Origin of the sequence: Pseudomonas sp. GL-R-19 (assembly GCF_019956375.1) — a bacterium.
Classification (GTDB): Bacteria; Pseudomonadota; Gammaproteobacteria; order Pseudomonadales; family Pseudomonadaceae; genus Aquipseudomonas.
Map to the genome: position 1 here is coordinate 1 of NZ_JAHBDJ010000022.1, position 24,940 is coordinate 24,940.

The 24,940-nt window shown below is 55.5% G+C and carries 26 protein-coding genes, 4 tRNA genes and 2 rRNA genes; all 32 read left to right on the top strand.

The window, feature by feature from the left end; translation table 11 throughout:
• Positions 1-108 (top strand): 23S ribosomal RNA (locus KGA83_RS12680); the annotation flags it as partial.
• 148 nt (positions 109-256) lie between these two features.
• Positions 257-372 (top strand): 5S ribosomal RNA (gene rrf / locus KGA83_RS12685).
• A 137-nt stretch (positions 373-509) separates the two neighbouring features.
• The gene (birA, locus tag KGA83_RS12690; RefSeq protein WP_223529846.1) at positions 510-1,469 is read left to right on the top strand and encodes a bifunctional biotin--[acetyl-CoA-carboxylase] ligase/biotin operon repressor BirA; all 960 of its coding nucleotides are present in this window, start codon (positions 510-512) and stop codon (positions 1,467-1,469) included.
• Positions 1,459-2,208 (top strand): pantothenate kinase, encoded by a 750-nt coding sequence (locus KGA83_RS12695; RefSeq protein WP_108218338.1) that lies wholly within the window; start codon positions 1,459-1,461, stop codon positions 2,206-2,208. The genes birA and KGA83_RS12695 overlap by 11 nt, the downstream gene beginning before the upstream one ends.
• 7 nt (positions 2,209-2,215) lie before the next feature.
• On the top strand, positions 2,216-2,656 hold the full coding sequence (locus KGA83_RS12700) for a hypothetical protein (RefSeq protein WP_108218339.1): 441 nt from the start codon (positions 2,216-2,218) through the stop codon (positions 2,654-2,656).
• Between the two features lie 143 nt (positions 2,657-2,799).
• Positions 2,800-2,884: transfer RNA gene (locus tag KGA83_RS12705), tRNA-Tyr, on the top strand.
• 24 nt (positions 2,885-2,908) lie between these two features.
• Positions 2,909-2,982, top strand: a tRNA-Gly gene (locus tag KGA83_RS12710).
• A gap of 26 nt (positions 2,983-3,008) precedes the next feature.
• Positions 3,009-3,084 (top strand) — tRNA-Thr (locus tag KGA83_RS12715).
• A 174-nt stretch (positions 3,085-3,258) separates the two neighbouring features.
• Positions 3,259-3,334: transfer RNA gene (locus tag KGA83_RS12720), tRNA-Trp, on the top strand.
• A gap of 45 nt (positions 3,335-3,379) precedes the next feature.
• Positions 3,380-3,748: a preprotein translocase subunit SecE gene (gene secE, locus KGA83_RS12725; RefSeq protein ID WP_007984402.1), complete on the top strand. Its 369-nt coding sequence runs from the start codon at positions 3,380-3,382 to the stop codon at positions 3,746-3,748.
• Positions 3,749-3,757: 9 nt separating this feature from the next.
• On the top strand, positions 3,758-4,291 hold the full coding sequence (gene nusG, locus KGA83_RS12730) for a transcription termination/antitermination protein NusG (RefSeq protein ID WP_046041611.1): 534 nt from the start codon (positions 3,758-3,760) through the stop codon (positions 4,289-4,291).
• 117 nt (positions 4,292-4,408) lie between these two features.
• A complete protein-coding gene (gene rplK / locus KGA83_RS12735; RefSeq protein ID WP_007933726.1) occupies positions 4,409-4,840 on the top strand; it encodes a 50S ribosomal protein L11 in 432 nt (143 codons plus the stop codon).
• Positions 4,840-5,535: a 50S ribosomal protein L1 gene (rplA, locus tag KGA83_RS12740; RefSeq protein WP_003186095.1), complete on the top strand. Its 696-nt coding sequence runs from the start codon at positions 4,840-4,842 to the stop codon at positions 5,533-5,535. Before rplK ends, rplA begins: the two co-directional genes overlap by 1 nt.
• A gap of 198 nt (positions 5,536-5,733) precedes the next feature.
• Positions 5,734-6,234: a 50S ribosomal protein L10 gene (gene rplJ, locus KGA83_RS12745; protein ID WP_007970413.1), complete on the top strand. Its 501-nt coding sequence runs from the start codon at positions 5,734-5,736 to the stop codon at positions 6,232-6,234.
• Positions 6,235-6,309: 75 nt separating this feature from the next.
• Positions 6,310-6,675 carry a 50S ribosomal protein L7/L12 gene (rplL, locus tag KGA83_RS12750; RefSeq protein ID WP_108218340.1) on the top strand — a complete coding sequence of 122 codons (366 nt, stop codon included), beginning with the start codon at positions 6,310-6,312 and terminating at the stop codon, positions 6,673-6,675.
• Between the two features lie 220 nt (positions 6,676-6,895).
• On the top strand, positions 6,896-10,969 hold the full coding sequence (gene rpoB, locus KGA83_RS12755; protein ID WP_108218341.1) for a DNA-directed RNA polymerase subunit beta: 4,074 nt from the start codon (positions 6,896-6,898) through the stop codon (positions 10,967-10,969).
• Between the two features lie 64 nt (positions 10,970-11,033).
• The gene (gene rpoC, locus KGA83_RS12760; RefSeq protein WP_108218342.1) at positions 11,034-15,233 is read left to right on the top strand and encodes a DNA-directed RNA polymerase subunit beta'; all 4,200 of its coding nucleotides are present in this window, start codon (positions 11,034-11,036) and stop codon (positions 15,231-15,233) included.
• A gap of 216 nt (positions 15,234-15,449) precedes the next feature.
• Positions 15,450-15,821 (top strand): 30S ribosomal protein S12, encoded by a 372-nt coding sequence (gene rpsL, locus KGA83_RS12765; RefSeq protein WP_003186084.1) that lies wholly within the window; start codon positions 15,450-15,452, stop codon positions 15,819-15,821.
• A 108-nt stretch (positions 15,822-15,929) separates the two neighbouring features.
• Positions 15,930-16,403 carry a 30S ribosomal protein S7 gene (gene rpsG / locus KGA83_RS12770; RefSeq protein ID WP_007994653.1) on the top strand — a complete coding sequence of 158 codons (474 nt, stop codon included), beginning with the start codon at positions 15,930-15,932 and terminating at the stop codon, positions 16,401-16,403.
• A gap of 30 nt (positions 16,404-16,433) precedes the next feature.
• A complete protein-coding gene (gene fusA, locus KGA83_RS12775) occupies positions 16,434-18,539 on the top strand; it encodes an elongation factor G (RefSeq protein ID WP_007994652.1) in 2,106 nt (701 codons plus the stop codon).
• Between the two features lie 30 nt (positions 18,540-18,569).
• On the top strand, positions 18,570-19,763 hold the full coding sequence (gene tuf, locus KGA83_RS12780) for an elongation factor Tu (RefSeq protein ID WP_008053875.1): 1,194 nt from the start codon (positions 18,570-18,572) through the stop codon (positions 19,761-19,763).
• Positions 19,764-19,920: 157 nt separating this feature from the next.
• On the top strand, positions 19,921-20,232 hold the full coding sequence (rpsJ, locus tag KGA83_RS12785; RefSeq protein ID WP_003186070.1) for a 30S ribosomal protein S10: 312 nt from the start codon (positions 19,921-19,923) through the stop codon (positions 20,230-20,232).
• Between the two features lie 80 nt (positions 20,233-20,312).
• Positions 20,313-20,948 (top strand): 50S ribosomal protein L3, encoded by a 636-nt coding sequence (rplC, locus tag KGA83_RS12790; protein WP_003186059.1) that lies wholly within the window; start codon positions 20,313-20,315, stop codon positions 20,946-20,948.
• 12 nt (positions 20,949-20,960) lie between these two features.
• Positions 20,961-21,563, top strand: a complete 603-nt coding sequence (rplD, locus tag KGA83_RS12795; protein ID WP_003228735.1) for a 50S ribosomal protein L4 — start codon at positions 20,961-20,963, stop codon at positions 21,561-21,563.
• The gene (gene rplW, locus KGA83_RS12800) at positions 21,560-21,859 is read left to right on the top strand and encodes a 50S ribosomal protein L23 (RefSeq protein WP_002555488.1); all 300 of its coding nucleotides are present in this window, start codon (positions 21,560-21,562) and stop codon (positions 21,857-21,859) included. The genes rplD and rplW overlap by 4 nt, the downstream gene beginning before the upstream one ends.
• Before the next feature lie 14 nt (positions 21,860-21,873).
• Positions 21,874-22,698, top strand: a complete 825-nt coding sequence (rplB, locus tag KGA83_RS12805; RefSeq protein ID WP_003228734.1) for a 50S ribosomal protein L2 — start codon at positions 21,874-21,876, stop codon at positions 22,696-22,698.
• Positions 22,699-22,714: 16 nt separating this feature from the next.
• Complete coding sequence (rpsS, locus tag KGA83_RS12810) at positions 22,715-22,990, top strand: 30S ribosomal protein S19 (RefSeq protein ID WP_002555486.1); 276 nt, start codon at positions 22,715-22,717, stop codon at positions 22,988-22,990.
• An 11-nt stretch (positions 22,991-23,001) separates the two neighbouring features.
• On the top strand, positions 23,002-23,334 hold the full coding sequence (gene rplV, locus KGA83_RS12815; RefSeq protein WP_003103908.1) for a 50S ribosomal protein L22: 333 nt from the start codon (positions 23,002-23,004) through the stop codon (positions 23,332-23,334).
• Positions 23,335-23,347: 13 nt separating this feature from the next.
• The gene (gene rpsC, locus KGA83_RS12820) at positions 23,348-24,034 is read left to right on the top strand and encodes a 30S ribosomal protein S3 (RefSeq protein WP_008065719.1); all 687 of its coding nucleotides are present in this window, start codon (positions 23,348-23,350) and stop codon (positions 24,032-24,034) included.
• Between the two features lie 12 nt (positions 24,035-24,046).
• Positions 24,047-24,460: a 50S ribosomal protein L16 gene (gene rplP / locus KGA83_RS12825; RefSeq protein ID WP_003228729.1), complete on the top strand. Its 414-nt coding sequence runs from the start codon at positions 24,047-24,049 to the stop codon at positions 24,458-24,460.
• Positions 24,460-24,651: a 50S ribosomal protein L29 gene (gene rpmC, locus KGA83_RS12830; RefSeq protein ID WP_002555481.1), complete on the top strand. Its 192-nt coding sequence runs from the start codon at positions 24,460-24,462 to the stop codon at positions 24,649-24,651. The genes rplP and rpmC overlap by 1 nt, the downstream gene beginning before the upstream one ends.
• 2 nt (positions 24,652-24,653) lie before the next feature.
• Positions 24,654-24,920: a 30S ribosomal protein S17 gene (gene rpsQ, locus KGA83_RS12835; protein ID WP_003176419.1), complete on the top strand. Its 267-nt coding sequence runs from the start codon at positions 24,654-24,656 to the stop codon at positions 24,918-24,920.
• The last annotated feature ends 20 nt before the right edge of the window (positions 24,921-24,940 follow it).

Genomic DNA, 24,940 nt, shown 5'->3' on the forward strand with positions numbered 1-24,940 from the left:
TTGAGTCCCCTGAAGGGCCGTCGAAGACTACGACGTTGATAGGTTGGGTGTGTAAGCGCTGTGAGGCGTTGAGCTAACCAATACTAATTGCCCGTGAGGCTTGACCATATAACACCCAAGCAATTTGCTTACTCGAAAGAGCATCAGATTGCGGTGTGTGAAGACGCAATGAACCGAAAGTTCGCACCACACAAATCTATCACCTACCCAATTTGCTGAAGCGCGGCCAGCCGGCCACGACTCGGTACCCGAATTTCTTGACGACCATAGAGCATTGGAACCACCTGATCCCATCCCGAACTCAGCAGTGAAACGATGCATCGCCGATGGTAGTGTGGGGTTTCCCCATGTGAGAGTAGGTCATCGTCAAGATTAAATTCCAAAACCCCTATCTGCGTACGCAGGTAGGGGTTTTGTTTTTGTCCGCAGAAAAGTCACGGCTACTGGATTTCTATGCAATAGCTCGGTGCGTGGCTATCATGCGGGCCTCATTGTGAGGCGAGACCTGCATGCTGACGTTGTTAAAGCTTCTTAAAGATGGCCGATTCCATTCGGGGCAAGCATTGGGTGCTGCCCTGGGCATCAGCCGTAGTGCTGTGTGGAAGCAGCTTCAGCATTTGGAAGCTGAGCTGGGTTTGTCTATTCATAAGGTTCGTGGACGAGGCTATCAATTGTCCGCGCCATTGGCGCTGCTCGATCCTGCCGAGATAAGCGCTCAGGCGCTTTCTTGCGCCTGGCCCGTCCAGGTTTACGACTCAATTGACTCCACGAACGCCGAGGCACTGCGTGCTATAGAGCGGGGGCAGGCGGCACCATTTCTTGTGCTTTCGGAGCGGCAGACAGCCGGGCGCGGGCGACGTGGTCGCAAGTGGGTCAGTCCATTCGCAGAAAACGTCTATTACAGCCTGGTGCTACGCATTGATGGTGGGATGCGCCAGTTGGAAGGCTTGAGTCTCGTTGTTGGGCTTGCTGTCTTGCAGACGTTGCGTGAGCTCGGTATCGCAGCCGCTGGGTTGAAGTGGCCTAACGATGTCCTTGTAGGTCAGAAAAAGATCGCGGGAATACTGCTCGAGTTGGTTGGTGATCCTGCTGATGTGTGCCACGTGGTTCTGGGGGTGGGAATCAATGTGAACATGCAGTCCGCTGATGAGGTGGACCAGCAATGGACATCCATGCGGCTCGAGTCAGGTAAATTGTTTGATCGCAACCAATTGGTTGCGATGCTGGGGGAGATGCTGCAGCGATACCTGGCTCGTCACCAGTCGGGTGGATTTTTGGCCATCCAGTCAGAGTGGGAGCAGAATCACCTGTGGCAAGGGCGAAACGTGTCGTTGATTGCCGGTGTTAATAAAGTTGATGGTGAGGTGCTTGGTATTGATGGCCAGGGCGCCTTGCGCCTGAAGGTGGATGGTGTGGAGAAAGTCTTCAGTGGTGGTGAATTGAGCCTGAGGTTGCGTGATGATTCTTGAGCTCGATTGTGGGAATAGTTTCATCAAGTGGCGCGTGCTTGCCGATAATGCCGGACAGGTGCTTGGTGAGGGGGTCGTCGATTCCAATCTCGCATTGCTTGAGGGGTTGGGGGGGCTCAAGGGGCTTGCCCTTACGTTTTGCCGGCTGGTGAGCGTCAGGACCGCGGAGGAGACCGCTGCGCTGACGTCTTTGCTGAGGGATGCCTTCGATGTGCCGGTTGTGTGCGCGTCGCCCGCGCGCGAAATGTCTGGCGTGCGCAATGGGTATGAGGAGTTTGAGCGGCTGGGTCTGGATCGGTGGCTGGCAATGCTTGGAGGCTTTCATCTGGCTTCGGGTGCGTGCCTGGTGCTCGACTTCGGTACGGCCGTGACCGCTGATTTTATCGCTGCGGATGGAGAGCACCTGGGTGGTTTCATCTGTCCGGGGATGCCGTTGATGCGCAACCAATTGCGCACCCACACTCGCAAGATTCGTTATGGGGACCTGGCGGCTGAGCGGGCTCTGGAGAATCTTGTTCCAGGTCGCGCGACTGTTGAGGCTGTAGAGCGTGGCTGTTTGTTGATGTTGCGCGGCTTCGTATTGACTCAGCTCGAGTTGGCGCGCACCTACTGGGGTGAGGACTTTGTCGTGTTTCTCACCGGGGGAGATGCGAGCCTGGTTGCTGAGGTCGTGCCTCAGGCCAGGGTTGTTCCGGACTTGGTGTTTGTCGGATTGGCCATGGCCTGTCCCTTGTCCTGAGGTTTTTATGCGTTGGTTGTTTCTGCTGCTGCTTGTCCTCAATGGCTTCTACTACATCTGGCATCAACAAGAGGCTCCTCTGCGCGCGAAGGATGTCACGCCTTTGAGTCTGTATCGCGGGTCTCAACAAGATATCCGCTTGCTGAGCGAAGCGAGTGACGTCTCCAAAGACAAGGCTAAGGCTGTCTCGACAGACAATGGCTGCCTTTATCTGGGGGGCTATACGCGCCAGGAGGCCGCGCAGGCGGTTGAGCGGCGCTTGAGCGGGATGGAAGTCAAGTATCAGTCCCTGCCGAAAGCTGCGCCTGAGGGTGCAGGGTATTGGGTGCGTATCGCGCCGGAAAGCCGGCGTTGGCTGGACGATTTGCAGCTGCTAAACCTTTCTAAAGAATTCAATGAGTTAAAACATAAAATAATGCCGTGCGAGGGGGTTGCACCCACCGAATAGTTTGCATAGAATGGCGCCCGCTCCACAGCGAACACCGGAAACGGTTAACGGTGTGAAGCGAGGTCAACGCAGCTAAGCTCAGGTTTTTAATGAGAAAAATGCTTGACAGAAGGCTGGCATGATGTAGAATGCCGGCTCGCTTAGGAGGGGTTCCCGAGCGGCCAAAGGGATCAGACTGTAAATCTGACGTCTACGACTTCGAAGGTTCGAATCCTTCCCCCTCCACCATTTTTAGCGAGAGCTGTAAGCCTCGCGGGTATAGTTTAGTGGTAGAACCTCAGCCTTCCAAGCTGATGATGCGGGTTCGATTCCCGCTACCCGCTCCAAGTTTACGGGTTTTGCACAGTGTTACGCTCTTGTAGCTCAGTTGGTAGAGCACACCCTTGGTAAGGGTGAGGTCAGCGGTTCAAATCCGCTCAAGAGCTCCATATAACAAGGCAGATATGAAAATATCTGCCTTTGTTTTAGGTGGTAGTGGTTGCGCCTGATTGTGTTTCTGAAGGTTGCCGGTGTCATGGATGTCGGTGTTGCAACCAGGATTGCCTGGTAAGTGTTGTAAAGTCTTTTTCGGGTCGGCATAATGGTCGGCCTGATTTTGTTTTAGGTCAGTAGCTCAATTGGCAGAGCGACGGTCTCCAAAACCGTAGGTTGGGGGTTCGATTCCCTCCTGACCTGCCAGATTCACTCGGTGTGTCTGGCTTTCTTTTCACAGGATCTTCATAGATGACTCCTAAAGCTGAAGCTCAAGGCTCTCGTTTCGACCTCCTCAAGTGGCTTGTAGTAGTCGCTCTGGTGGTTGTTGGCGTTGTTGGCAATCAGTACTTTTCTGCTTCGCCGATCCTGTACCGCGTACTCGCATTGCTTGCTATTGCTGCTGTAGCTGCCTTTGTAGGCCTGCAGACAGTCAAGGGCAAGTCTTTCTTTGTACTGGTTAAGGAAGCGCGCACCGAGATTCGTAAAGTCGTTTGGCCAACTCGCCAAGAAACCACGCAGACCACGTTGATCGTTGTGGCTGTTGTCCTGGTTATGGCGTTGCTGTTGTGGGGGCTTGACTCCCTGCTCGGCTGGCTTGTTTCCTTGATCGTCGGCTAAGGGTGTCCCGTGGCTAAGCGTTGGTATGTTGTGCATGCTTACTCCGGTTACGAGAAGCATGTAATGCGCTCGCTGGTCGAGCGCGTAAAGCTGGCCGGTATGGAAGATGGCTTCGGCGAGATTCTGGTTCCCACTGAAGAAGTGGTTGAAATGCGCAATGGCCAGAAGCGCAAAAGCGAACGCAAATTCTTCCCTGGCTATGTGCTGGTGCAGATGGATATGAACGAGGGTACTTGGCACTTGGTCAAGGATACTCCTCGGGTGATGGGTTTCATTGGCGGTACTGCCGATAAGCCTGCGCCAATCACCGATAAAGAAGCAGAAGCGATTTTGCGCCGCGTTGCCGATGGCAGCGACAAGCCGAAGCCGAAGACGTTGTTCGAGCCGGGCGAGTCGGTGCGTGTCAATGATGGCCCGTTTGCGGACTTTACTGGTGTTGTTGAAGAAGTTAACTACGAAAAGAGCCGGATCCAGGTCGCAGTGCTCATTTTCGGTCGCTCTACTCCGGTGGAGCTCGAGTTCAGCCAGGTCGAAAAGGTCTAGTTGAACAAAAATCCCAACCCCGCAGCCCTAGGCTGTGGGGTTTTGTCGTCACTGGGATAAACGCGCAAGTAACCGGGGAGCCTTTCGAGGCGTTCGAACCCGTAATTGGAGTGCCTCATGGCCAAGAAGATTACCGCTTACATCAAGCTGCAAGTGAAAGCCGCTCAGGCTAACCCAAGCCCACCTGTTGGTCCTGCTCTGGGTCAGCACGGCGTGAACATCATGGAGTTCTGCAAGGCTTTCAACGCCCGTACTCAGGGTCTTGAGCCAGGTCTGCCGACTCCAGTGATCATCACTGTCTACAGCGACCGTAGCTTCACTTTCGAAACCAAATCCACCCCTGCTTCGGTTCTGCTGAAGAAGGCGGCCGGTCTGACCAGCGGCTCCGCTCGTCCGAACACCGTTAAGGTTGGCACCGTGACTCGTGCTCAGCTGGAAGAAATCGCGAAAACCAAAAACGCGGATCTGACTGCAGCTGATATGGAAGCAGCCGTGCGTACTATCGCCGGTTCTGCTCGTAGCATGGGCCTTAACGTGGAGGGTGTGTAATGGCTAAGCTGACCAAGCGTCAAAAGGCTATCGCCGGCAAAATCGAAGCAGGCAAGGCCTACAACTTTGTAGACGCTGCTGCCCTGCTGGCCGAGCTGTCGACTGTCAAGTTCAGCGAGTCGTTCGACGTAGCTGTAAACCTGGGTGTTGACCCGCGTAAATCCGACCAGGTCGTTCGTAGCGCTACTGTGCTGCCACACGGCACTGGCAAGACCGTTCGCGTTGCTGTGTTCACCCAGGGTCCAGCTGCTGAAGCCGCTCTGGCTGCCGGCGCTGACCGCGTAGGCATGGACGACCTGGCTGCCGAAATGAAAGGCGGCGACCTGAACTATGACGTAGTGATCGCATCCCCGGATGCAATGCGCGTTGTAGGTCAGTTGGGTCAGATCCTCGGTCCACGTGGCCTGATGCCTAACCCTAAAGTCGGCACCGTAACTCCAGACGTAGCTACCGCGGTTAAAAACGCCAAGGCTGGTCAGGTTCGTTATCGCACCGACAAAAACGGCATCATCCACACTTCCGTTGGCAAGATCGGCTTCGACGCCGTCAAGCTGAAGGAAAACGTTGAAGCCCTGATCGCTGATCTGAAGCGTATCAAGCCAGCTTCCTCGAAAGGCATTTACGTCAAGCGCGTTACCCTGAGCACCACTATGGGCCCAGGTCTGGTCATCGACCAAAGCTCGCTCGACGCGTAAGACACAGATTGGCGCAAGTAATTGCGCCAATTGAAAAATTGGGGTCCCTGCCTGGCGGGGGCTATCCAAGACCGTAGGCGACGCAAGTCTTAAACCACAAGCCTACGCAGATGGTGCTCCCGGTTCCTTACCGAATCAGACACCAAAACGACATCCGGTTTCGACCAGATGAAACGGTAACAAGCAGGAGTTAAACCCGTGGCAATTAAACTCGAAGACAAGAAGGCCATCGTCGCTGAAGTCAACGAGGCTGCCAAAGTCGCTCTGTCCGCTGTCGTGGCTGATGCCCGTGGCGTAACAGTAGGCGCGATGACCGGACTCCGTAAAGAGGCTCGTGAAGCTGGCGTTTACGTACGTGTTGTACGTAACACCCTGCTCAAGCGCGCTGTTGCCGACACTGAATTCAGTGTCCTCAACGACGTGTTCACTGGCCCTACCCTGATTGCGTTCTCCAAAGAACATCCAGGCGCTGCTGCCCGGATCTTCAAGGAATTCGCAAAGGGTCAGGACAAGTTCGAGATCAAGGCAGCTGCGTTCGAGGGCAAGTTCCTCGCAGCTAACCAAATCGACGTACTGGCAACTCTGCCGACCCGTGACGAAGCAATTTCTCAGCTGATGAGCGTGATTCAAGGCGCTACCAGCAAATTGGCTCGTACTCTGGCGGCAATTCGCGACCAGAAAGAAGCTGCTGCAGCCTAAGGCTCGTCAACTTCTCGCGTTTTTTGTTTTTTTCGATGGTCGCGTAGGCCGTCCCCAATATCAGGAATTAGATTCATGTCTATCTCTCAGAACGATATCCTTGAAGCAGTTGGCAACATGTCCGTAATGGAAGTTGTTGAGCTGATCAAAGCTTTCGAAGAAAAATTCGGTGTTACCGCTGCTGCTGCTTCGGCTGGTCCAGCTGCTGCTGCCGCTGTTGTTGAAGAGCAAACTGAATTCAACGTCATGCTGCTGGAAGCTGGCGAGAAGAAAGTTAACGTGATCAAGGCAGTACGTGAACTGACCGGTCTGGGCCTGAAAGAAGCCAAGGCTGTAGTTGACGGCGCTCCTGCCATGGTTCTGGAAGCAGTGACCAAAGATGCAGGCGACAAAGCCAAAGCAACTCTGGAAGAAGCAGGCGCTAAAGTCGAGCTGAAGTAAGCATCGACTTTGCGTCTCCAGCCCGAGCGTTAAGCGACAGGCTGATGGCTGGTGGCTCTTGCCACCGGCCTTTTTCCGTTACTGGCAGCCGACTCGGTCGGTGCCGATAACGTGCTGTAACCACCCGATGCGGTGGCGCAAACCATGGGGTTTGCACGATTTTCTGGCTGCTCCCGTCGGGAGGGGCCAAACAAGCAGGTGACCAAGCTGGGGAACGCTGATGGCTTACTCATATACTGAGAAAAAACGTATCCGCAAGGACTTTAGCAAGTTGCCGGACGTCATGGATGTGCCGTACCTCCTGGCCATCCAGCTGGATTCGTATCGTGAATTCTTGCAAGCGGGAGCGACTAAAGATCAGTTCCGCGACGTGGGCCTGCATGCGGCCTTCAAATCCGTTTTCCCGATCATCAGCTACTCCGGCAATGCTGCGCTGGAGTACGTCGGTTATCGCCTGGGCGAACCGGCATTTGATGTCAAAGAATGCGTATTGCGCGGTGTAACTTACGCCGTACCTTTGCGGGTAAAAGTGCGCCTGATCATTTTCGACAAAGAATCGTCGAACAAAGCGATCAAGGACATCAAAGAGCAAGAAGTCTACATGGGTGAAATCCCCCTGATGACTGAAAACGGTACCTTCGTAATCAACGGTACCGAGCGTGTAATCGTTTCCCAGCTGCACCGTTCCCCGGGCGTGTTCTTCGACCACGACCGTGGCAAGACGCACAGCTCCGGTAAACTGCTGTACTCCGCGCGCATCATTCCTTACCGCGGATCGTGGCTGGACTTCGAGTTCGACCCGAAAGACTGCGTGTTCGTGCGTATCGACCGTCGTCGCAAGCTGCCTGCCTCGGTACTGCTGCGCGCGCTGGGCTATACCACTGAAGAAGTGCTGGACGCGTTCTACACCACTAACGTATTCCACGTGAAGGGCGAGACCCTGAGCCTGGAACTGGTGCCTCAGCGCCTGCGCGGTGAAATCGCTGTCCTCGATATTCTGGATGACAAAGGCAAGGTTATTGTCGAGCAGGGTCGTCGTATCACCGCTCGCCACATCAACCAGCTGGAAAAAGCCGGGATCAAAGAGCTGGATGTGCCTCTGGACTACGTCCTGGGTCGCACAACCGCCAAGGTCATCGTGCATCCGGCAACCGGCGAAATCCTGGCAGAGTGCAACACCGAGCTGAACACCGAGATCCTGGCCAAAATCGCCAAGGCTCAGGTTGTTCGCATCGAAACTCTGTACACCAACGATATCGACTGCGGTCCGTTCGTCTCCGACACTCTGAAGATCGATTCCACCAGCAACCAACTGGAAGCGCTGGTCGAGATCTATCGCATGATGCGTCCTGGCGAGCCACCAACCAAAGACGCTGCCGAGACCCTGTTCAACAACCTGTTCTTCAGCCCTGAGCGCTATGACCTGTCTGCGGTCGGCCGGATGAAGTTCAACCGTCGTATCGGTCGCACCGAAATCGAAGGTTCGGGCGTGCTGTGCAAGGAAGACATCGTCGCGGTACTGAAGACCCTGGTCGACATCCGTAACGGTAAAGGCATCGTCGATGACATCGACCACCTGGGTAACCGTCGTGTTCGCTGCGTAGGCGAAATGGCCGAGAACCAGTTCCGCGTTGGCCTGGTACGTGTTGAGCGTGCGGTCAAAGAGCGTCTGTCGATGGCTGAAAGCGAAGGCCTGATGCCGCAAGACCTGATCAACGCCAAGCCAGTGGCTGCGGCGGTGAAAGAGTTCTTCGGTTCCAGCCAGCTGTCGCAGTTCATGGACCAGAACAACCCGCTGTCCGAGATCACCCACAAGCGTCGTGTCTCTGCACTCGGCCCTGGCGGTCTGACTCGTGAGCGTGCCGGCTTTGAAGTGCGTGACGTACACCCGACTCACTACGGTCGTGTATGCCCGATCGAAACGCCGGAAGGTCCGAACATCGGTCTGATCAACTCCCTGGCGGCCTACGCGCGCACCAACCAGTACGGCTTCCTGGAAAGCCCGTACCGCGTGGTGAAAGACGCTCTGGTCACCGACGAGATCGTGTTCCTGTCCGCCATCGAAGAAGCTGATCACGTGATCGCTCAGGCTTCGGCCACGATGAACGACAAGAAAGTCCTGATCGACGAGCTGGTAGCTGTTCGTCACTTGAACGAATTCACCGTCAAGGCGCCGGAAGACGTCACCTTGATGGACGTATCGCCGAAGCAGGTAGTTTCGGTTGCTGCGTCGCTGATTCCGTTCCTCGAGCACGACGACGCCAACCGTGCGTTGATGGGTTCGAACATGCAGCGTCAAGCTGTACCAACCCTGCGTGCTGACAAGCCGCTGGTAGGTACCGGCATGGAGCGTAACGTAGCCCGTGACTCCGGCGTTTGCGTCGTGGCTCGTCGTGGCGGCGTGATCGACTCCGTCGACGCCAGCCGTATCGTGGTTCGTGTTGCCGATGACGAAGTTGAAACCGGTGAAGCCGGTGTCGACATCTACAACCTGACCAAGTACACCCGCTCCAACCAGAACACCTGCATCAACCAGCGTCCGCTGGTCCGTAAGGGTGATCGGGTTCAGCGTAGCGACATCATGGCCGACGGCCCGTCCACCGACATGGGTGAACTGGCGCTGGGTCAGAACATGCGCATCGCGTTCATGGCATGGAACGGCTTCAACTTCGAAGACTCCATCTGCCTGTCCGAGCGTGTTGTTCAGGAAGACCGCTTCACCACGATCCACATCCAGGAACTGACCTGTGTGGCCCGTGACACCAAGCTTGGCCCAGAGGAAATCACTGCCGACATCCCGAACGTGGGTGAAGCGGCTCTGAACAAGCTGGACGAAGCCGGTATCGTTTACGTAGGTGCTGAAGTTGGTGCAGGCGACATCCTGGTCGGTAAGGTCACTCCGAAAGGCGAGACCCAGCTGACTCCGGAAGAAAAACTGCTGCGTGCGATCTTCGGTGAAAAAGCCAGCGACGTTAAAGACACCTCCCTGCGTGTACCTACCGGTACCAAGGGTACTGTCATCGACGTACAGGTCTTCACCCGCGACGGCGTTGAGCGTGATGCTCGTGCCCTGTCGATCGAGAAGTCCCAACTGGACGAGATCCGCAAGGACCTGAACGAAGAGTTCCGTATCGTTGAAGGTGCTACTTTCGAACGTCTGCGCTCCGCTCTGGTCGGCCACAAAGCCGAAGGTGGCGCCGGTCTGAAGAAAGGCCAGGACATCACCGACGAAGTTCTCGACGGTCTTGAGCACGGCCAGTGGTTCAAACTGCGCATGGCTGAAGATGCTCTGAACGAGCAGCTCGAGAAGGCTCAGGCCTACATCGTTGATCGTCGCCGTCTGCTGGACGACAAGTTCGAAGACAAGAAGCGCAAACTGCAGCAGGGCGATGACCTGGCTCCAGGCGTGCTGAAAATCGTCAAGGTTTACCTGGCAATCCGTCGTCGCATCCAGCCGGGCGACAAGATGGCCGGTCGTCACGGTAACAAGGGTGTGGTCTCCGTGATCATGCCGGTTGAAGACATGCCGCACGATGCCAATGGCACCCCGGTAGACGTCGTCCTCAACCCGTTGGGCGTACCTTCGCGTATGAACGTCGGTCAGATCCTTGAAACCCACCTGGGCCTCGCGGCCAAGGGTCTGGGCGAGAAGATCAACCGCATGATTGAAGAGCAACGTAAAGTCGCCGAGCTACGCAAGTTCCTGCACGAGATCTATAACGAGATCGGCGGTCGTCAGGAAAGCCTCGATGACTTCTCGGACCAGGAAATCCTGGACCTGGCTCAAAACCTGCGTGGCGGCGTTCCAATGGCCACTCCAGTGTTCGACGGCGCCAAGGAAAGCGAAATCAAGGCCATGCTGAAACTGGCGGACCTGCCAGAAAGCGGCCAGATGCAGCTGACCGACGGCCGTACCGGCAACAAGTTCGAGCGCCCGGTTACCGTTGGCTACATGTACATGCTGAAGCTGAACCACTTGGTAGACGACAAGATGCACGCTCGTTCTACCGGTTCGTACAGCCTGGTTACCCAGCAGCCGCTGGGTGGTAAGGCGCAGTTCGGTGGTCAGCGTTTCGGGGAGATGGAGGTCTGGGCACTGGAAGCATACGGTGCCGCTTACACTCTGCAAGAAATGCTCACAGTGAAGTCGGACGATGTGAACGGCCGTACCAAGATGTACAAAAACATCGTGGATGGCGATCACCGTATGGAGCCGGGCATGCCCGAGTCCTTCAACGTGTTGATCAAGGAAATTCGTTCCCTCGGCATCGATATCGATCTGGAAACCGAATAACACGTGACGCGAATCGAGAGCGGGGCTGTTTTGCCCGCTCTCTGCTCCGCCAGGAGGAAAGGCCTTGAAAGACCTACTGAATTTGCTGAAAAACCAGGGTCAAGTCGAAGAGTTCGACGCCATCCGTATCGGATTGGCATCGCCTGAGATGATCCGTTCGTGGTCGTTCGGTGAAGTTAAAAAGCCGGAAACCATCAACTACCGTACGTTCAAACCTGAGCGTGACGGCCTGTTCTGCGCCAAGATCTTTGGCCCGGTAAAGGATTACGAGTGCCTGTGCGGTAAGTACAAGCGCTTGAAGCACCGCGGTGTGATCTGCGAGAAGTGCGGCGTTGAAGTCGCGCTGGCAAAAGTTCGTCGTGAGCGCATGGCGCACATCGAACTGGCCTCGCCAGTTGCCCACATCTGGTTCCTGAAATCGCTGCCGTCGCGTATCGGCTTGCTGATGGACATGACCCTGCGTGATATCGAACGCGTTCTCTACTTCGAGAGCTATGTCGTTATTGATCCAGGCATGACCACCCTTGAAAAAGGTCAGCTGCTCAACGACGAGCAGTACTTCGAAGCGCTGGAAGAGTTCGGCGACGATTTCGATGCCCGCATGGGTGCCGAAGCTGTCCGCGAACTGCTGCACGCTATCGACCTGGAGCACGAGATTGGTCGTCTGCGCGAAGAGATTCCGCAAACCAACTCCGAAACCAAGATCAAGAAGCTGTCCAAGCGTCTGAAGTTGATGGAAGCCTTCCAGGGTTCCGGCAACCTGCCAGAGTGGATGGTGCTGACCGTTCTGCCGGTTCTGCCGCCAGATCTGCGTCCACTGGTCCCGCTGGATGGCGGTCGCTTCGCGACTTCCGACCTCAACGATCTGTATCGTCGAGTGATCAACCGTAACAACCGCTTGAAGCGCCTGCTCGATCTGTCCGCTCCGGACATCATCGTGCGCAACGAAAAGCGTATGTTGCAGGAAGCCGTCGACGCACTGCTCGACAACGGTCGTCGTGGCCGCGCTATCACCGGTTCCAACAAGCGTCCTCTGAAATCCCTGGCTGACATGATCAAGGGTAAGCAGGGTCGTTTCCGTCAGAACTTGCTCGGTAAGCGTGTTGACTACTCCGGTCGTTCGGTAATTACCGTAGGTCCGACCCTGCGTCTGCACCAGTGCGGTCTGCCGAAGAAAATGGCTCTCGAGCTGTTCAAACCGTTCATTTTCGGCAAGCTTGAGATGCGTGGTCTCGCTACCACCATCAAGGCTGCCAAGAAGATGGTCGAGCGCGAGCTGCCAGAGGTTTGGGACGTTCTCGCTGAAGTGATTCGCGAACACCCGGTACTTCTCAACCGTGCGCCGACCCTTCACCGTCTGGGTATCCAGGCGTTTGAACCGGTACTGATCGAAGGTAAGGCTATCCAGCTGCACCCTCTGGTCTGTGCTGCGTACAACGCCGACTTCGACGGCGACCAAATGGCCGTGCACGTACCGCTGACGCTGGAAGCCCAGCTCGAAGCGCGTGCGTTGATGATGTCGACCAACAACATTCTGTCGCCAGCCAACGGTGAGCCAATCATCGTTCCGTCGCAGGACGTTGTATTGGGTCTGTACTACATGACTCGTGAAGCGATCAATGCCAAGGGTGAAGGTCGTGTGTTCGCGGATCTGCAGGAAGTTGACCGTGTGTTCCGTGCCGGCGAAGCCGCATTGCACGCCAAGGTTAAAGTCCGGATCAACGAAACCGTCAACGACCGTGATGGCGGCAGCGTGAGCAACACCCGTATCGTCGATACCACTGTCGGCCGTGCGCTGTTGTTCCAGGTTGTGCCAAAAGGTCTGTCGTACGACGTCGTCAACCTGCCGATGAAGAAAAAGGCGATCTCCAAGCTGATCAACCAGTGCTACCGCGTGGTTGGTTTGAAAGAGACCGTTATTTTCGCTGACCAGTTGATGTACACCGGTTTTGCTTACTCGACCATTTCCGGCGTTTCCATCGGTGTTAACGACTTCGTTATCCCGGATGAGAAAGCCCGCATCATCGCGGCTGCAACCGATGAAGTGAAAGAGATCGAAAGTCAGTACGCCTCGGGCCTGGTAACTCAGGGCGAGAAGTACAACAAAGTAATCGACCTTTGGTCGAAAGCGAACGACGAAGTCTCCAAGGCAATGATGTCGAACCTCTCGAAAGAGAAGGTTATCGACCGTCACGGCAACGAAGTCGACCAAGAGTCTTTCAACTCGATGTACATGATGGCTGACTCGGGTGCGCGGGGTTCCGCAGCACAGATCCGTCAGCTGGCCGGTATGCGTGGTCTGATGGCCAAGCCGGACGGCTCCATCATCGAAACGCCGATTACGGCGAACTTCCGTGAAGGTTTGAGCGTACTTCAGTACTTCATCTCCACTCACGGTGCTCGTAAGGGTCTTGCGGATACTGCGTTGAAAACCGCTAACTCCGGTTACTTGACGCGTCGTCTGGTTGACGTTGCGCAGGATCTGGTTGTGACCGAAGTTGACTGCGGGACCGAACACGGTCTGCTGATGACTCCGCACATCGAAGGCGGTGACGTTGTAGAGCCGTTGGGTGAGCGCGTATTGGGTCGAGTTATCGCCCGTGACGTATTCAAGCCGGGTACCGAGGACGTCATCGTTCCTGCCGGCACCTTGGTAGACGAGAAGTGGGTCGAGTTCATCGAGCTCAACAGCATCGACGAAGTGATCGTGCGTTCGCCGATCAGCTGCGAAACCCGCTTCGGTATTTGCGCCAAGTGCTACGGCCGTGACTTGGCTCGTGGTCACCAGGTGAACATTGGTGAGGCGGTCGGCGTTATCGCTGCCCAGTCCATCGGTGAGCCGGGTACCCAGCTGACGATGCGTACGTTCCACATCGGTGGTGCGGCAAGCCGGACCTCCGCAGCCGACAGCGTTCAAGTGAAGAATGGCGGTACCGTCCGTCTGCATAACCTGAAACACGTTGAGCGAGTGGATGGTTGCCTGGTTGCTGTGTCCCGTTCCGGTGAGCTGGCCATCGCTGACGACTTCGGTCGTGAGCGCGAGCGTTACAAGCTGCCGTACGGTGCCGTGATTTCGGTTAAAGAAGGTGACAAGGTCGAAGCTGGCGCCATCGTGGCCAAGTGGGATCCGCACACTCACCCGATCGTTACCGAAATGAAAGGTACCGTGACCTACGTGGGCATGGAAGAAGGCATCACGATCAAGCGTCAGACTGACGAATTGACCGGTATGACCAACATTGAAGTACTCGACGCCAAAGATCGTCCAGCTGCCGGTAAGGACATCCGTCCTGCCGTGAAGATGGTTGATGACAACGGCAAGGATCTGTTGCTGCCAGGCACTGACGTTATCGCTCAGTACTTCCTGCCAGCCAACGCCCTGGTCGGTGTAGCGGATGGTGCGAAGATCGCGATCGGTGATGTTATCGCTCGTATCCCGCAAGAGACTTCGAAAACTCGCGACATCACCGGTGGTCTGCCGCGTGTTGCCGACTTGTTCGAAGCCCGTCGTCCGAAAGAAGCGTCGATTCTGGCTGAAGTCAGCGGCACCATCGCGTTCGGTAAAGAAACCAAAGGCAAGCGCCGTCTGGTTATCACCCCGAACGACGGTACCGATCCGTATGAAGAGCTGATTCCGAAGTGGCGTCACCTGAACGTGTTCGAAGGCGAACAGGTAAACCGCGGCGAAGTTATCTCCGACGGTCCGAGCGATCCACACGACATCCTGCGTCTGCTGGGTGTGAGTGCGCTGGCCAAGTACATCGTTAACGAGATCCAGGACGTTTACCGTCTGCAAGGCGTGAAGATCAACGACAAGCACATCGAGACCATTCTGCGTCAGATGCTGCGTAAAGTTGAGATCGCTGAATCCGGCGATTCCAGTTTCATCAAGGGCGACCAGATGGAATTGACTCATGTGCTGGTAGAGAACGAGCGTTTGAGCGGCGAAGACAAGTTTGTCTCCAAGTTCACTCGCGTTCTGCTGGGTATCACCAAGGCGTCGTTGTCCACCGAATCGTTCATCTCGGCGGCTTCCTTCCAGGAAACCACTCGCGTACTGACCGAAGCGGCGGTAACCGGCAAGCGCGATTACCTGCGCGGCCTGAAAGAGAACGTGGTCGTGGGTCGTCTGATCCCGGCCGGTACCGGCCTGGCTTATCACAGCGAGCGTAAGCGCCGCCGTGATGCAGACAAGCCGTTGCGCGTAAGCGCCAGTGAAGTGGAAGCTGCACTGACCGAAGCCCTGAACTCGAGCGGTAACTGAGTTCTGCGGTAAATGAGTGTGAGGCCCTGGTCGCTCCGTTCATCGAATCGAGACAATTTGTCGAGATTGGATGAGCGGGGAGGGCGGGGCCTTGCCTTGACTGGGGACAAGATCCTCTTTAGACTCTTGTACCCCTAAATTTGGCGGGAACTCGTTCCTGCCATTTTGCTTTTCTTGCAAGACAATAGCGTCGCAAGACAACAGTGGAGCTAGTAGATGGCAACTATCAACCAGCTGGTACGTCAGCCGCGTAAGCGTATCGTCGAGAAATCCGACGTGCCTGCGCTGCAGAACTGCCCGCAACGCCGTGGCGTGTGCACCCGTGTGTACACCACCACGCCGAAAAAACCTAACTCGGCACTGCGTAAAGTATGCCGTGTGCGTCTGACCAACGGTTTCGAGGTTTCCTCGTACATCGGCGGTGAAGGCCACAACCTGCAAGAACACAGCGTGGTACTGATCCGCGGCGGTCGTGTAAAAGACTTGCCAGGTGTTCGTTACCACACCGTTCGCGGTTCGTTGGATACTTCCGGTGTTAAAGGTCGTAACCAGGGTCGTTCGAAGTACGGTACCAAGCGTCCGAAGTAATCGGCCGTTTTGCAGTTTTTCATTTTATTGAGTCGATAAGAGTAAGGTCGGGCACGCATCCATAGGAGCTGTCCCGGGCTAACCTGAAGACCGTTTGAGGGCTTATCAATGCCAAGACGTCGCGTAGCAGCCAAGCGTGAGATTCTGGACGATCCGAAATACGGAAGCCAAATCCTCGCCAAATTCATGAACCACGTAATGGAAAGCGGCAAGAAAGCCGTTGCCGAGCGTATCGTTTATGGTGCCCTGGATACCGTGAAGGCTCGTAAGGCCGGCACCGATCCCCTGGAACTCTTCGAAAAAGCACTCGACGCCATCGCTCCGCTGGTCGAAGTGAAGTCGCGCCGCGTTGGTGGTGCTACTTACCAGGTTCCGGTCGAGGTTCGTCCTTCCCGTCGTAACGCTCTGGCAATGCGCTGGTTGGTAGACTACGCCCGCAAGCGCGGCGAGAAGTCTATGGCTCTGCGTTTGGCTGGCGAACTGTTGGACGCTGCCGAAGGTAAAGGTGCTGCAGTTAAGAAGCGTGAAGACGTTCACCGTATGGCTGAAGCCAACAAGGCTTTCTCGCACTACCGCTTCTAATTTTAGCGTCACTCATTTTGCGAGGGCTTTATGGCTCGTACAACACCGATTAATCGCTACCGTAACATTGGTATCGTTGCACACGTGGATGCTGGTAAAACCACCACCACTGAGCGCGTCCTTTTTTACACTGGCAAAAGTCACAAGATGGGCGAGGTGCATGACGGCGCCGCGACCACAGACTGGATGGTGCAGGAGCAGGAGCGTGGTATTACCATTACTTCTGCTGCCATTACCGCCTTCTGGCAGGGTTCTGCGAAGCAGCACAAGGACCAGTACCGTTTCAACGTCATCGATACCCCGGGCCACGTAGACTTCACTATTGAAGTTGAGCGTTCCCTGCGCGTACTCGACGGCGCGGTCGTTGTGTTCTGTGGTACTTCCGGCGTTGAGCCTCAGTCCGAAACCGTATGGCGTCAAGCCAACAAGTACGGTGTTCCACGTATCGTTTACGTGAACAAGATGGACCGTGCCGGTGCGAACTTCCTGCGCGTGATCGCTCAGATCAAGCAGCGTCTGGGTCACACTCCGGTGCCTATCCAGTTGGCTATCGGTTCCGAAGACAACTTCCAGGGTCAGATCGATCTGATGACCATGGAAGCGGTTTACTGGAACGATGCCGACAAGGGCATGACTCCTCGTCGTGAAGCCATCCCTGCTGAACTGCAGGAACTGGCTGAAGAGTGGCGTAACAACATGGTTGAGGCTGCGGCCGAAGCCAGCGAAGAGCTGATGAACAAGTACCTTGAAGGTGAAGAGCTCACCATCGAGGAGATCAAGGGTGCTCTGCGTCAGCGTACTATCGCTGGTGAGATCGTTCTGGCTGTTTGCGGTTCTTCCTTCAAGAACAAGGGTGTTCCCCTGGTTCTCGACGCCGTTATCGACTACCTGCCGGCTCCAACCGACATTCCTGCCATCAAGGGTACCGACCCGGATGACGAGGAAAAGCAAATGGAGCGTCATGCAGACGACAACGAGCCGTTCTCGGCTCTGGCGTTCAAGATCGCTACCGACCCATTCGTGGGTACCTTGACTTTCGTCCGTGTTTACTCGGGCGTGTTGGCCTCCGGCGACGGCGTGATCAACTCGGTCAAAGGCAAGAAAGAGCGCGTGGGCCGTATGGTGCAGATGCACGCAAACGCCCGTGAAGAGATCAAGGAAGTACGCGCTGGTGACATCGCGGCCTTGATCGGCATGAAGGACGTCACCACTGGTGAAACCTTGTGCAACGCTGACAAGCCAATCATCCTGGTTCGCATGGACTTCCCGGAGCCGGTTATTTCGGTTGCCGTTGAGCCCAAGACCAAGGATGACCAGGAAAAAATGGGTATCGCTCTGGGCAAACTTGCTCAGGAAGACCCGTCTTTCCGCGTCAAGACTGATGAAGAGACTGGTCAAACGATCATCTCTGGCATGGGCGAGTTGCACCTGGACATCCTGGTTGACCGGATGCGCCGTGAGTTCAACGTCGAAGCCAACATCGGCAAGCCTCAGGTTTCGTATCGTGAGCGCATCACGAAGAACTGCGAGATCGAAGGCAAGTTCGTTCGTCAGTCCGGCGGTCGTGGCCAGTTCGGCCATTGCTGGATCCGTTTTGCTCCTGCTGACGAAGGTCAGGAAGGTCTGCAATTCGTGAACGAAGTAGTGGGTGGTGTGGTTCCTAAGGAATACATCCCGGCTATCCAGAAGGGTATCGAAGAGCAGATGAAGAACGGCGTTGTTGCCGGCTATCCGCTGATCGGCCTGAAGGCTACCGTGTTTGATGGTTCTTACCACGACGTCGACTCGAACGAGATGGCGTTTAAGGTGGCTGCTTCCATGGCGACCAAGCAACTGGCCCAGAAGGGTGGTGGTGAGTTGCTCGAGCCGATCATGGCGGTAGAGGTTGTTACGCCTGAAGACTATATGGGTGACGTGATGGGCGACCTTAACCGTCGTCGCGGCATGATTCTGGGTATGGAAGACACGGTCTCCGGCAAGGTGATCCGTGCTGAAGTTCCGTTGGGCGAGATGTTCGGTTATGCGACCGACGTTCGTTCGATGTCCCAGGGTCGCGCAAGCTACTCTATGGAATTCAAAAAATACAATACAGCTCCGTCGCACATCGTCGAAACTGTAACCAAAAAACAAGGCTGATTCAGTCCTTTAGGCAAGGAGTTAATTGTCGTGGCTAAAGAAAAATTTGATCGTTCCCTACCGCACGTCAACGTTGGCACCATCGGTCACGTTGACCACGGTAAAACCACTCTGACCGCAGCTCTGACTCGCGTTTGCTCCGAAGTTTTCGGTTCTGCAATCGTTGATTTCGATAAAATCGACAGCGCTCCAGAAGAAAAAGCTCGTGGTATCACCATCAACACCGCGCACGTCGAGTACAACTCGAAGATCCGTCACTACGCTCACGTTGACTGCCCAGGTCACGCTGACTACGTGAAGAACATGATCACCGGTGCTGCCCAGATGGACGGCGCGATCCTGGTTTGCTCGGCCGCTGATGGTCCGATGCCACAAACCCGTGAACACATCCTGCTGTCCCGTCAGGTAGGCGTTCCGTACATCGTGGTTTTCCTGAACAAGGCTGACCTGGTAGACGACGCTGAGCTGCTGGAACTGGTCGAGATGGAAGTTCGCGACCTGCTGTCCACCTACGACTTCCCGGGCGATGACACTCCAATCATCATCGGTTCGGCTCGTATGGCGCTGGAAGGCAAAGACGACAACGAAATGGGCACCACTGCCGTTCGTAAACTGGTTGAGACTCTGGACAGCTACATCCCAGAACCAGAGCGTGCTATCGACAAGCCATTCCTGATGCCAATCGAAGACGTATTCTCGATCTCGGGTCGTGGTACTGTTGTGACCGGTCGTATCGAGCGCGGTATCGTTCGCGTTCAAGATGCACTGGAGATCGTTGGTCTGCGTGACACCACCACCACCACCTGCACCGGTGTTGAAATGTTCCGCAAGCTGCTCGACGAAGGTCGTGCTGGCGAGAACTGCGGCGTTCTGCTGCGTGGTACCAAGCGTGACGACGTTGAGCGTGGCCAGGTTCTGGTTAAGCCGGGTTCGGTTAAGCCGCACACCAAGTTCACCGCAGAAGTTTACGTTCTGAGCAAGGAAGAAGGCGGTCGTCACACTCCGTTCTTCAAAGGCTACCGTCCACAGTTCTACTTCCGTACTACTGACGTGACTGGTAACTGCCAGCTGCCAGAAGGCGTTGAAATGGTAATGCCAGGTGATAACATCCAGATGGAAGTTACCCTGATCAAGACCATCGCAATGGAAGACGGCCTGCGTTTCGCTATCCGTGAAGGCGGTCGTACCGTCGGCGCTGGCGTCGTAGCCAAAATCATCGAGTAAGCATCTCTTTTGAGATAGCTTCGATGCTTTGAAAAGCCCCCGCTCAGCGGGGGCTTTTTTATTGGGTTGACACCTATCTGGGGCGTCTATAGAATTGCGCCTCCTTTTAACGGGCGTATTGCGCTCGCTGGGAATAGCAGCCGGAGTCTGAAATCCAATGCAAAATCAGCAAATCCGTATCAGGTTGAAGGCTTTTGACCATCGCCTGATCGACCAATCCACCCAGGAAATCGTGGAAACCGCGAAACGTACTGGTGCACAAGTGCGTGGTCCAATTCCACTGCCTACCCGTAAAGAGCGGTTCACCGTTCTGGTCTCCCCGCACGTCAACAAAGACGCGCGTGACCAGTACGAGATCCGTACTCATAAGCGCGTACTGGACATCGTCCAGCCAACGGATAAAACCGTTGATGCACTTATGAAGCTTGATCTGGCGGCCGGTGTGGAAGTACAGATCAGCCTCGGCTAAGACTCGGTCTTAGTCGTGTAACGCTCTGAAATGGGCGGCCATAGCGGGTGAAAGCCCCGTACACTCATGAGGTTTACAACATGACTATTGGTGTAGTCGGTCGTAAATGCGGTATGACCCGTATTTTCACCGAAGAAGGTGTCTCCATTCCGGTCACGGTCATTGAGATCGAGCCGAATCGCGTCACCCAGTTCAAAACTGAAGAGACCGATGGCTATCGTGCAGTGCAAGTCACTGTCGGCGAGCGTCGTGCTTCGCGTGTAACAGCAGCTCAGGCTGGCCACTTCGCTAAAGCGAACGTTGCCGCTGGTCGTACCGTAATGGAATTCCGCCTTGAAGAAGGCGAGTACCAGGCCGGCGATCTGATCAACGCTGAAATCTTCGCCGCTGGTCAACTGGTTGATGTAACCGGTCAGTCCAAGGGTAAAGGCTTCCAGGGTACGATCAAGCGTTGGAATTTCCGCGGGCAAGATAACACCCACGGTAACTCCGTATCCCACCGCGTTCCAGGCTCTATCGGCCAGTGCCAGACTCCTGGTCGTGTATTCAAGGGCAAAAAAATGTCCGGTCATATGGGCGCTGAGCGCGTGACCGTGCAGTCCCTCGAAGTAGTGCGCGTGGACGCTGAACGCAATCTGTTGTTGGTCAAGGGCGCTGTTCCTGGCGCTACTGGCGGCAACTTGGTTGTACGTCCAGCAGCCAAGGCTCGCGGTTAAGGGGAAGCTGACATGCAATTAAATGTAAATGACGCTCAAGCGATCGAAGTTTCCGAACTGACATTTGGCGGCGAGTTCAACGAGACGCTGGTTCACCAAGCAGTCGTGGCCTACATGGCCGGCGGCCGTCAAGGTAGCAAGCAGCAAAAGACCCGTTCCGACGTTCGTGGTGGCGGTAAGCGCCCATGGCGTCAGAAAGGTACTGGCCGTGCTCGTGCCGGTACTATCCGTAGCCCTATCTGGCGCGGCGGCGGTACCACTTTCGCAGCTCGTCCACAGGATCACTCCCAGAAGCTGAACAAGAAGATGTATCGCGCAGCAATGCGTTCCATCCTTGCTGAGCTGGTGCGTACTGATCGTCTGGTCGTGGTTCAGGATTTCGCCGTTGAAACGCCGAAAACCAAAGACCTGCTGGGCAAGCTGAACAACATGAGCCTGACCGACGTTCTGATCGTGTCGGACGCTGTTGATCAGAACCTGTACCTGGCTGCTCGTAACCTGCCACACGTTGATGTACGTGACGTGCAAGGTTCCGATCCAGTTAGTCTGATCGCATACGACAAGGTGTTGATCACCGTGTCGGCCGTGAAGAAATTCGAGGAGCTGCTGGGATGAACCAGGAACGCGTATTTAAAGTTCTGCTTGGCCCGCACGTTTCCGAGAAGGCTACGGTTCTGGCAGACAAGAAAGGCCAGTTCGTTTTCAAGGTTGCTACTGATGCAACCAAGCTGGAAATCAAGAAGGCCGTCGAAAGCCTGTTCAGCGTGAAAGTAGAGCGTGTTACTACCCTGAATGTTCTGGGTAAGAGCAAGCGCACTGCTCGCGGTCTGGGCAAGCGTAATGACTGGAAGAAGGCAGTTATCTCCCTTCAGCCAGGCCAAGATCTCGATTTCAGCAGCAGTGCTGAGTAAGGAAGGGGTGCATCATGGCAATCGTTAAATGCAAACCGACTTCCCCTGGCCGCCGTTTTGTGGTCAAGGTGGTCAACCAGGAGCTGCATAAAGGCGCTCCTCACGCACCGCTGCTCGAGAAAAAATCGAAGACTGGTGGTCGTAACAACAATGGCCGTATTACTACCCGTCATATCGGTGGTGGTCATAAGCAGCATTATCGTATGGTCGATTTCCGTCGCAACGACAAAGATGGCATCGTCGCCACTGTCGAGCGTATCGAATACGATCCAAACCGTACTGCTCACATCGCACTGCTGTGCTACGCAGACGGCGAGCGCCGCTACATCATCGCCCCTAAAGGCGTGAGTGCTGGCGACCAGCTGATCGCAGGCGCACTGGCTCCAATCAAGCCAGGCAACGCTCTGCAACTGCGCAACATTCCAGTCGGTTCCACCGTACACGGCATCGAACTGAAGCCGGGTAAAGGCGCGCAGATCGCTCGTTCCGCTGGTGCTTCGGCTCAGCTGATCGCTCGTGAAGGCGTTTACGTGACCCTGCGTCTGCGTTCCGGTGAAATGCGTAAAGTCCTGGCTGAATGCCGTGCGACCCTGGGCGAAGTCTCGAACTCCGAGCACAGCCTGCGTTCGCTGGGTAAAGCTGGTGCCAAACGCTGGCGTGGCGTTCGCCCAACCGTTCGTGGTGTTGCCATGAACCCGGTTGACCACCCACATGGTGGTGGTGAAGGTCGTACCTCTGGTGGTCGTCATCCGGTATCGCCATGGGGCTTCCCGACTAAGGGCGCGAAGACTCGTGGTAATAAGCGTACCGACAAAATGATCGTCCGTCGTCGCAAGTAAATAGAGGGATACGACAGTGCCACGTTCTCTGAAAAAAGGTCCTTTTATCGATCTTCACCTACTGAAGAAGATCGAAGTGGCGGCGGAAAAGAACGATCGCAAACCGGTGAAAACCTGGTCGCGTCGTTCGATGATCCTGCCACAAATGGTCGGTCTGACCATCGCAGTACACAACGGTCGTCAGCACGTCCCAGTTCTCGTGAACGAAGACATGGTCGGCCACAAACTGGGCGAGTTCGCCGGTACCCGCACTTATCGCGGGCACGTGGCAGACAAGAAAGCCAAGCGTTAAGGGGTTAGGAAATGGAAGTAGCCGCTAAGTTGTCGGGCGCTCGAATCTCCGCCCAGAAAGCCCGCTTGGTCGCCGACCAGATTCGCGGGAAGAAGGTGGGCGAAGCGCTCAACCTGTTGGCTTTCAGCAGTAAGAAAGCCGCCGAGATCATGAAGAAAGTGCTGGAGTCGGCCGTAGCCAACGCCGAGCATAACGAAGGCGCAGACGTTGATGACCTGAAGGTCAGCACCGTTTTCGTCAACGAAGGGCGTTCGCTGAAGCGCATCATGCCACGTGCCAAAGGCCGTGCTGATCGCATCGTCAAGCGGTCTTGCCATATCACTGTCAAGGTTGCTGACAAGTAACGGAGTCGAAGAGATGGGTCAGAAAGTACATCCCATTGGCATTCGCCTGGGAATCGTCAAGGAGCACACCTCCGTCTGGTACGCAGACGGTCGGACTTATGCGGACTATTTGCTCGCAGATCTGAAGGTGCGTGAGTATCTCCAAGACAAACTAAAAAGCGCGTCCGTAAGCCGTATCGATATCCATCGTCCGGCCCAAACTGCACGTATCACCATCCACACCGCTCGTCCAGGTATCGTTATCGGGAAGAAAGGTGAAGATGTTGAGAAACTGCGTCAGGACCTGACCAAGCAAATGGGTGTGCCTGTGCACATCAATATCGAAGAGATCCGCAAGCCGGAACTCGACGGTATGCTGGTTGCGCAGAGCGTAGCTCAGCAGCTGGAGCGTCGCGTAATGTTCCGTCGCGCTATGAAGCGCGCCGTGCAGAACGCCATGCGCATTGGTGCCAAAGGCATCAAAATCCAAGTGAGCGGTCGTCTCGGCGGTGCTGAAATCGCACGTACTGAATGGTATCGCGAAGGTCGTGTGCCATTGCACACCCTGCGTGCCGACATCGACTATGCCAACTACGAAGCTCACACCACTTACGGTGTGATCGGTGTAAAGGTTTGGATCTTCAAAGGCGAAGTAATTGGTGGTCGCCAAGAAGAACTGAAACCACAAGCACCAGCGCCTCGTAAAAAAGCTGCTAAGTAAGGGGTACGCCAAATGTTGCAACCAAAGCGTACGAAGTTCCGCAAGCAAATGACTGGTCACAACCGTGGCCTGGCATTGCGCGGTAGCAAAGTCAGCTTCGGCGAGTTCGCGCTGAAGTCTGTTGCTCGTGGTCGTCTCACCGCTCGTCAGATCGAGTCAGCGCGTCGTGCTCTGACCCGTCACGTAAAACGTGGCGGCAAGATCTGGATCCGTGTATTCCCGGACAAGCCTATTTCCAAGAAGCCACTCGAAGTTCGGATGGGTAAAGGTAAGGGTAACGTCGAATACTGGGTTGCCCAGATTCAGCCAGGCAAAGTCCTGTATGAAATCGAGGGTGTTTCTGAAGAGCTGGCGCGTGAGGCTTTCGCCCTGGCTGCTGCAAAGCTGCCGCTCGCCACCTCCTTTGTTAAACGGACGGTGATGTGATGAAAGCGAATGAACTTCGTGAAAAATCCGCACAGCAGCTGAACGAGCAACTGCTCGGCTTGCTGCGCGACCAGTTCAATCTGCGTATGCAGAAAGCAACTGGCCAGTTGGGGCAGTCTCATCTGCTCTCGCAAGTTAAGCGTGACATCGCTCGCGTGAAGACTGTGCTCAACCAGCAGGCAGGTAAGTAATCATGGCTGAAGCCGAAAAAACTGTCCGTACGCTGACTGGCCGTGTTGTCAGCGACAAGATGGACAAAACCATCACCGTTCTGATCGAGCGTCGCGTTAAGCACCCGATCTACGGTAAATACGTTAAGCGTTCGACTAAGCTGCACGCGCACGACGAAACCAATCAGTGCCACATCGGCGACAAAGTCACTATTCGTGAAACTCGTCCTTTGGCCAAGACCAAGTCTTGGGCGCTGGTTGATGTTCTCGAACGCGCTGTGGAAGTCTAAGGACTAGGGGTCGGAGAAAT

Excerpts from the sequence above, each read along its gene's own strand:
- rplD (WP_003228735.1), top strand. The coding sequence starts at position 20,961 with ATGCAATTAAATGTAAATGACGCTCAAGCGATCGAAGTTTCCGAACTG.
- rplC (WP_003186059.1), top strand. The coding sequence starts at position 20,313 with ATGACTATTGGTGTAGTCGGTCGTAAATGCGGTATGACCCGTATTTTC.
- fusA (WP_007994652.1), top strand. The coding sequence starts at position 16,434 with ATGGCTCGTACAACACCGATTAATCGCTACCGTAACATTGGTATCGTT.
- KGA83_RS12695 (WP_108218338.1), top strand. The coding sequence starts at position 1,459 with ATGATTCTTGAGCTCGATTGTGGGAATAGTTTCATCAAGTGGCGCGTG.
- birA (WP_223529846.1), top strand. The coding sequence starts at position 510 with ATGCTGACGTTGTTAAAGCTTCTTAAAGATGGCCGATTCCATTCGGGG.
- rpsL (WP_003186084.1), top strand. The coding sequence starts at position 15,450 with ATGGCAACTATCAACCAGCTGGTACGTCAGCCGCGTAAGCGTATCGTC.
- rpsJ (WP_003186070.1), top strand. The coding sequence starts at position 19,921 with ATGCAAAATCAGCAAATCCGTATCAGGTTGAAGGCTTTTGACCATCGC.
- rplP (WP_003228729.1), top strand. The coding sequence starts at position 24,047 with ATGTTGCAACCAAAGCGTACGAAGTTCCGCAAGCAAATGACTGGTCAC.
- rplK (WP_007933726.1), top strand. The coding sequence starts at position 4,409 with ATGGCCAAGAAGATTACCGCTTACATCAAGCTGCAAGTGAAAGCCGCT.
- rpmC (WP_002555481.1), top strand. The coding sequence starts at position 24,460 with ATGAAAGCGAATGAACTTCGTGAAAAATCCGCACAGCAGCTGAACGAG.
- rplA (WP_003186095.1), top strand. The coding sequence starts at position 4,840 with ATGGCTAAGCTGACCAAGCGTCAAAAGGCTATCGCCGGCAAAATCGAA.
- rpsG (WP_007994653.1), top strand. The coding sequence starts at position 15,930 with ATGCCAAGACGTCGCGTAGCAGCCAAGCGTGAGATTCTGGACGATCCG.
- rplB (WP_003228734.1), top strand. The coding sequence starts at position 21,874 with ATGGCAATCGTTAAATGCAAACCGACTTCCCCTGGCCGCCGTTTTGTG.
- rpsQ (WP_003176419.1), top strand. The coding sequence starts at position 24,654 with ATGGCTGAAGCCGAAAAAACTGTCCGTACGCTGACTGGCCGTGTTGTC.
- KGA83_RS12700 (WP_108218339.1), top strand. The coding sequence starts at position 2,216 with ATGCGTTGGTTGTTTCTGCTGCTGCTTGTCCTCAATGGCTTCTACTAC.
- secE (WP_007984402.1), top strand. The coding sequence starts at position 3,380 with ATGACTCCTAAAGCTGAAGCTCAAGGCTCTCGTTTCGACCTCCTCAAG.
- rplV (WP_003103908.1), top strand. The coding sequence starts at position 23,002 with ATGGAAGTAGCCGCTAAGTTGTCGGGCGCTCGAATCTCCGCCCAGAAA.
- rpsC (WP_008065719.1), top strand. The coding sequence starts at position 23,348 with ATGGGTCAGAAAGTACATCCCATTGGCATTCGCCTGGGAATCGTCAAG.
- rplL (WP_108218340.1), top strand. The coding sequence starts at position 6,310 with ATGTCTATCTCTCAGAACGATATCCTTGAAGCAGTTGGCAACATGTCC.
- rpoB (WP_108218341.1), top strand. The coding sequence starts at position 6,896 with ATGGCTTACTCATATACTGAGAAAAAACGTATCCGCAAGGACTTTAGC.
- rplW (WP_002555488.1), top strand. The coding sequence starts at position 21,560 with ATGAACCAGGAACGCGTATTTAAAGTTCTGCTTGGCCCGCACGTTTCC.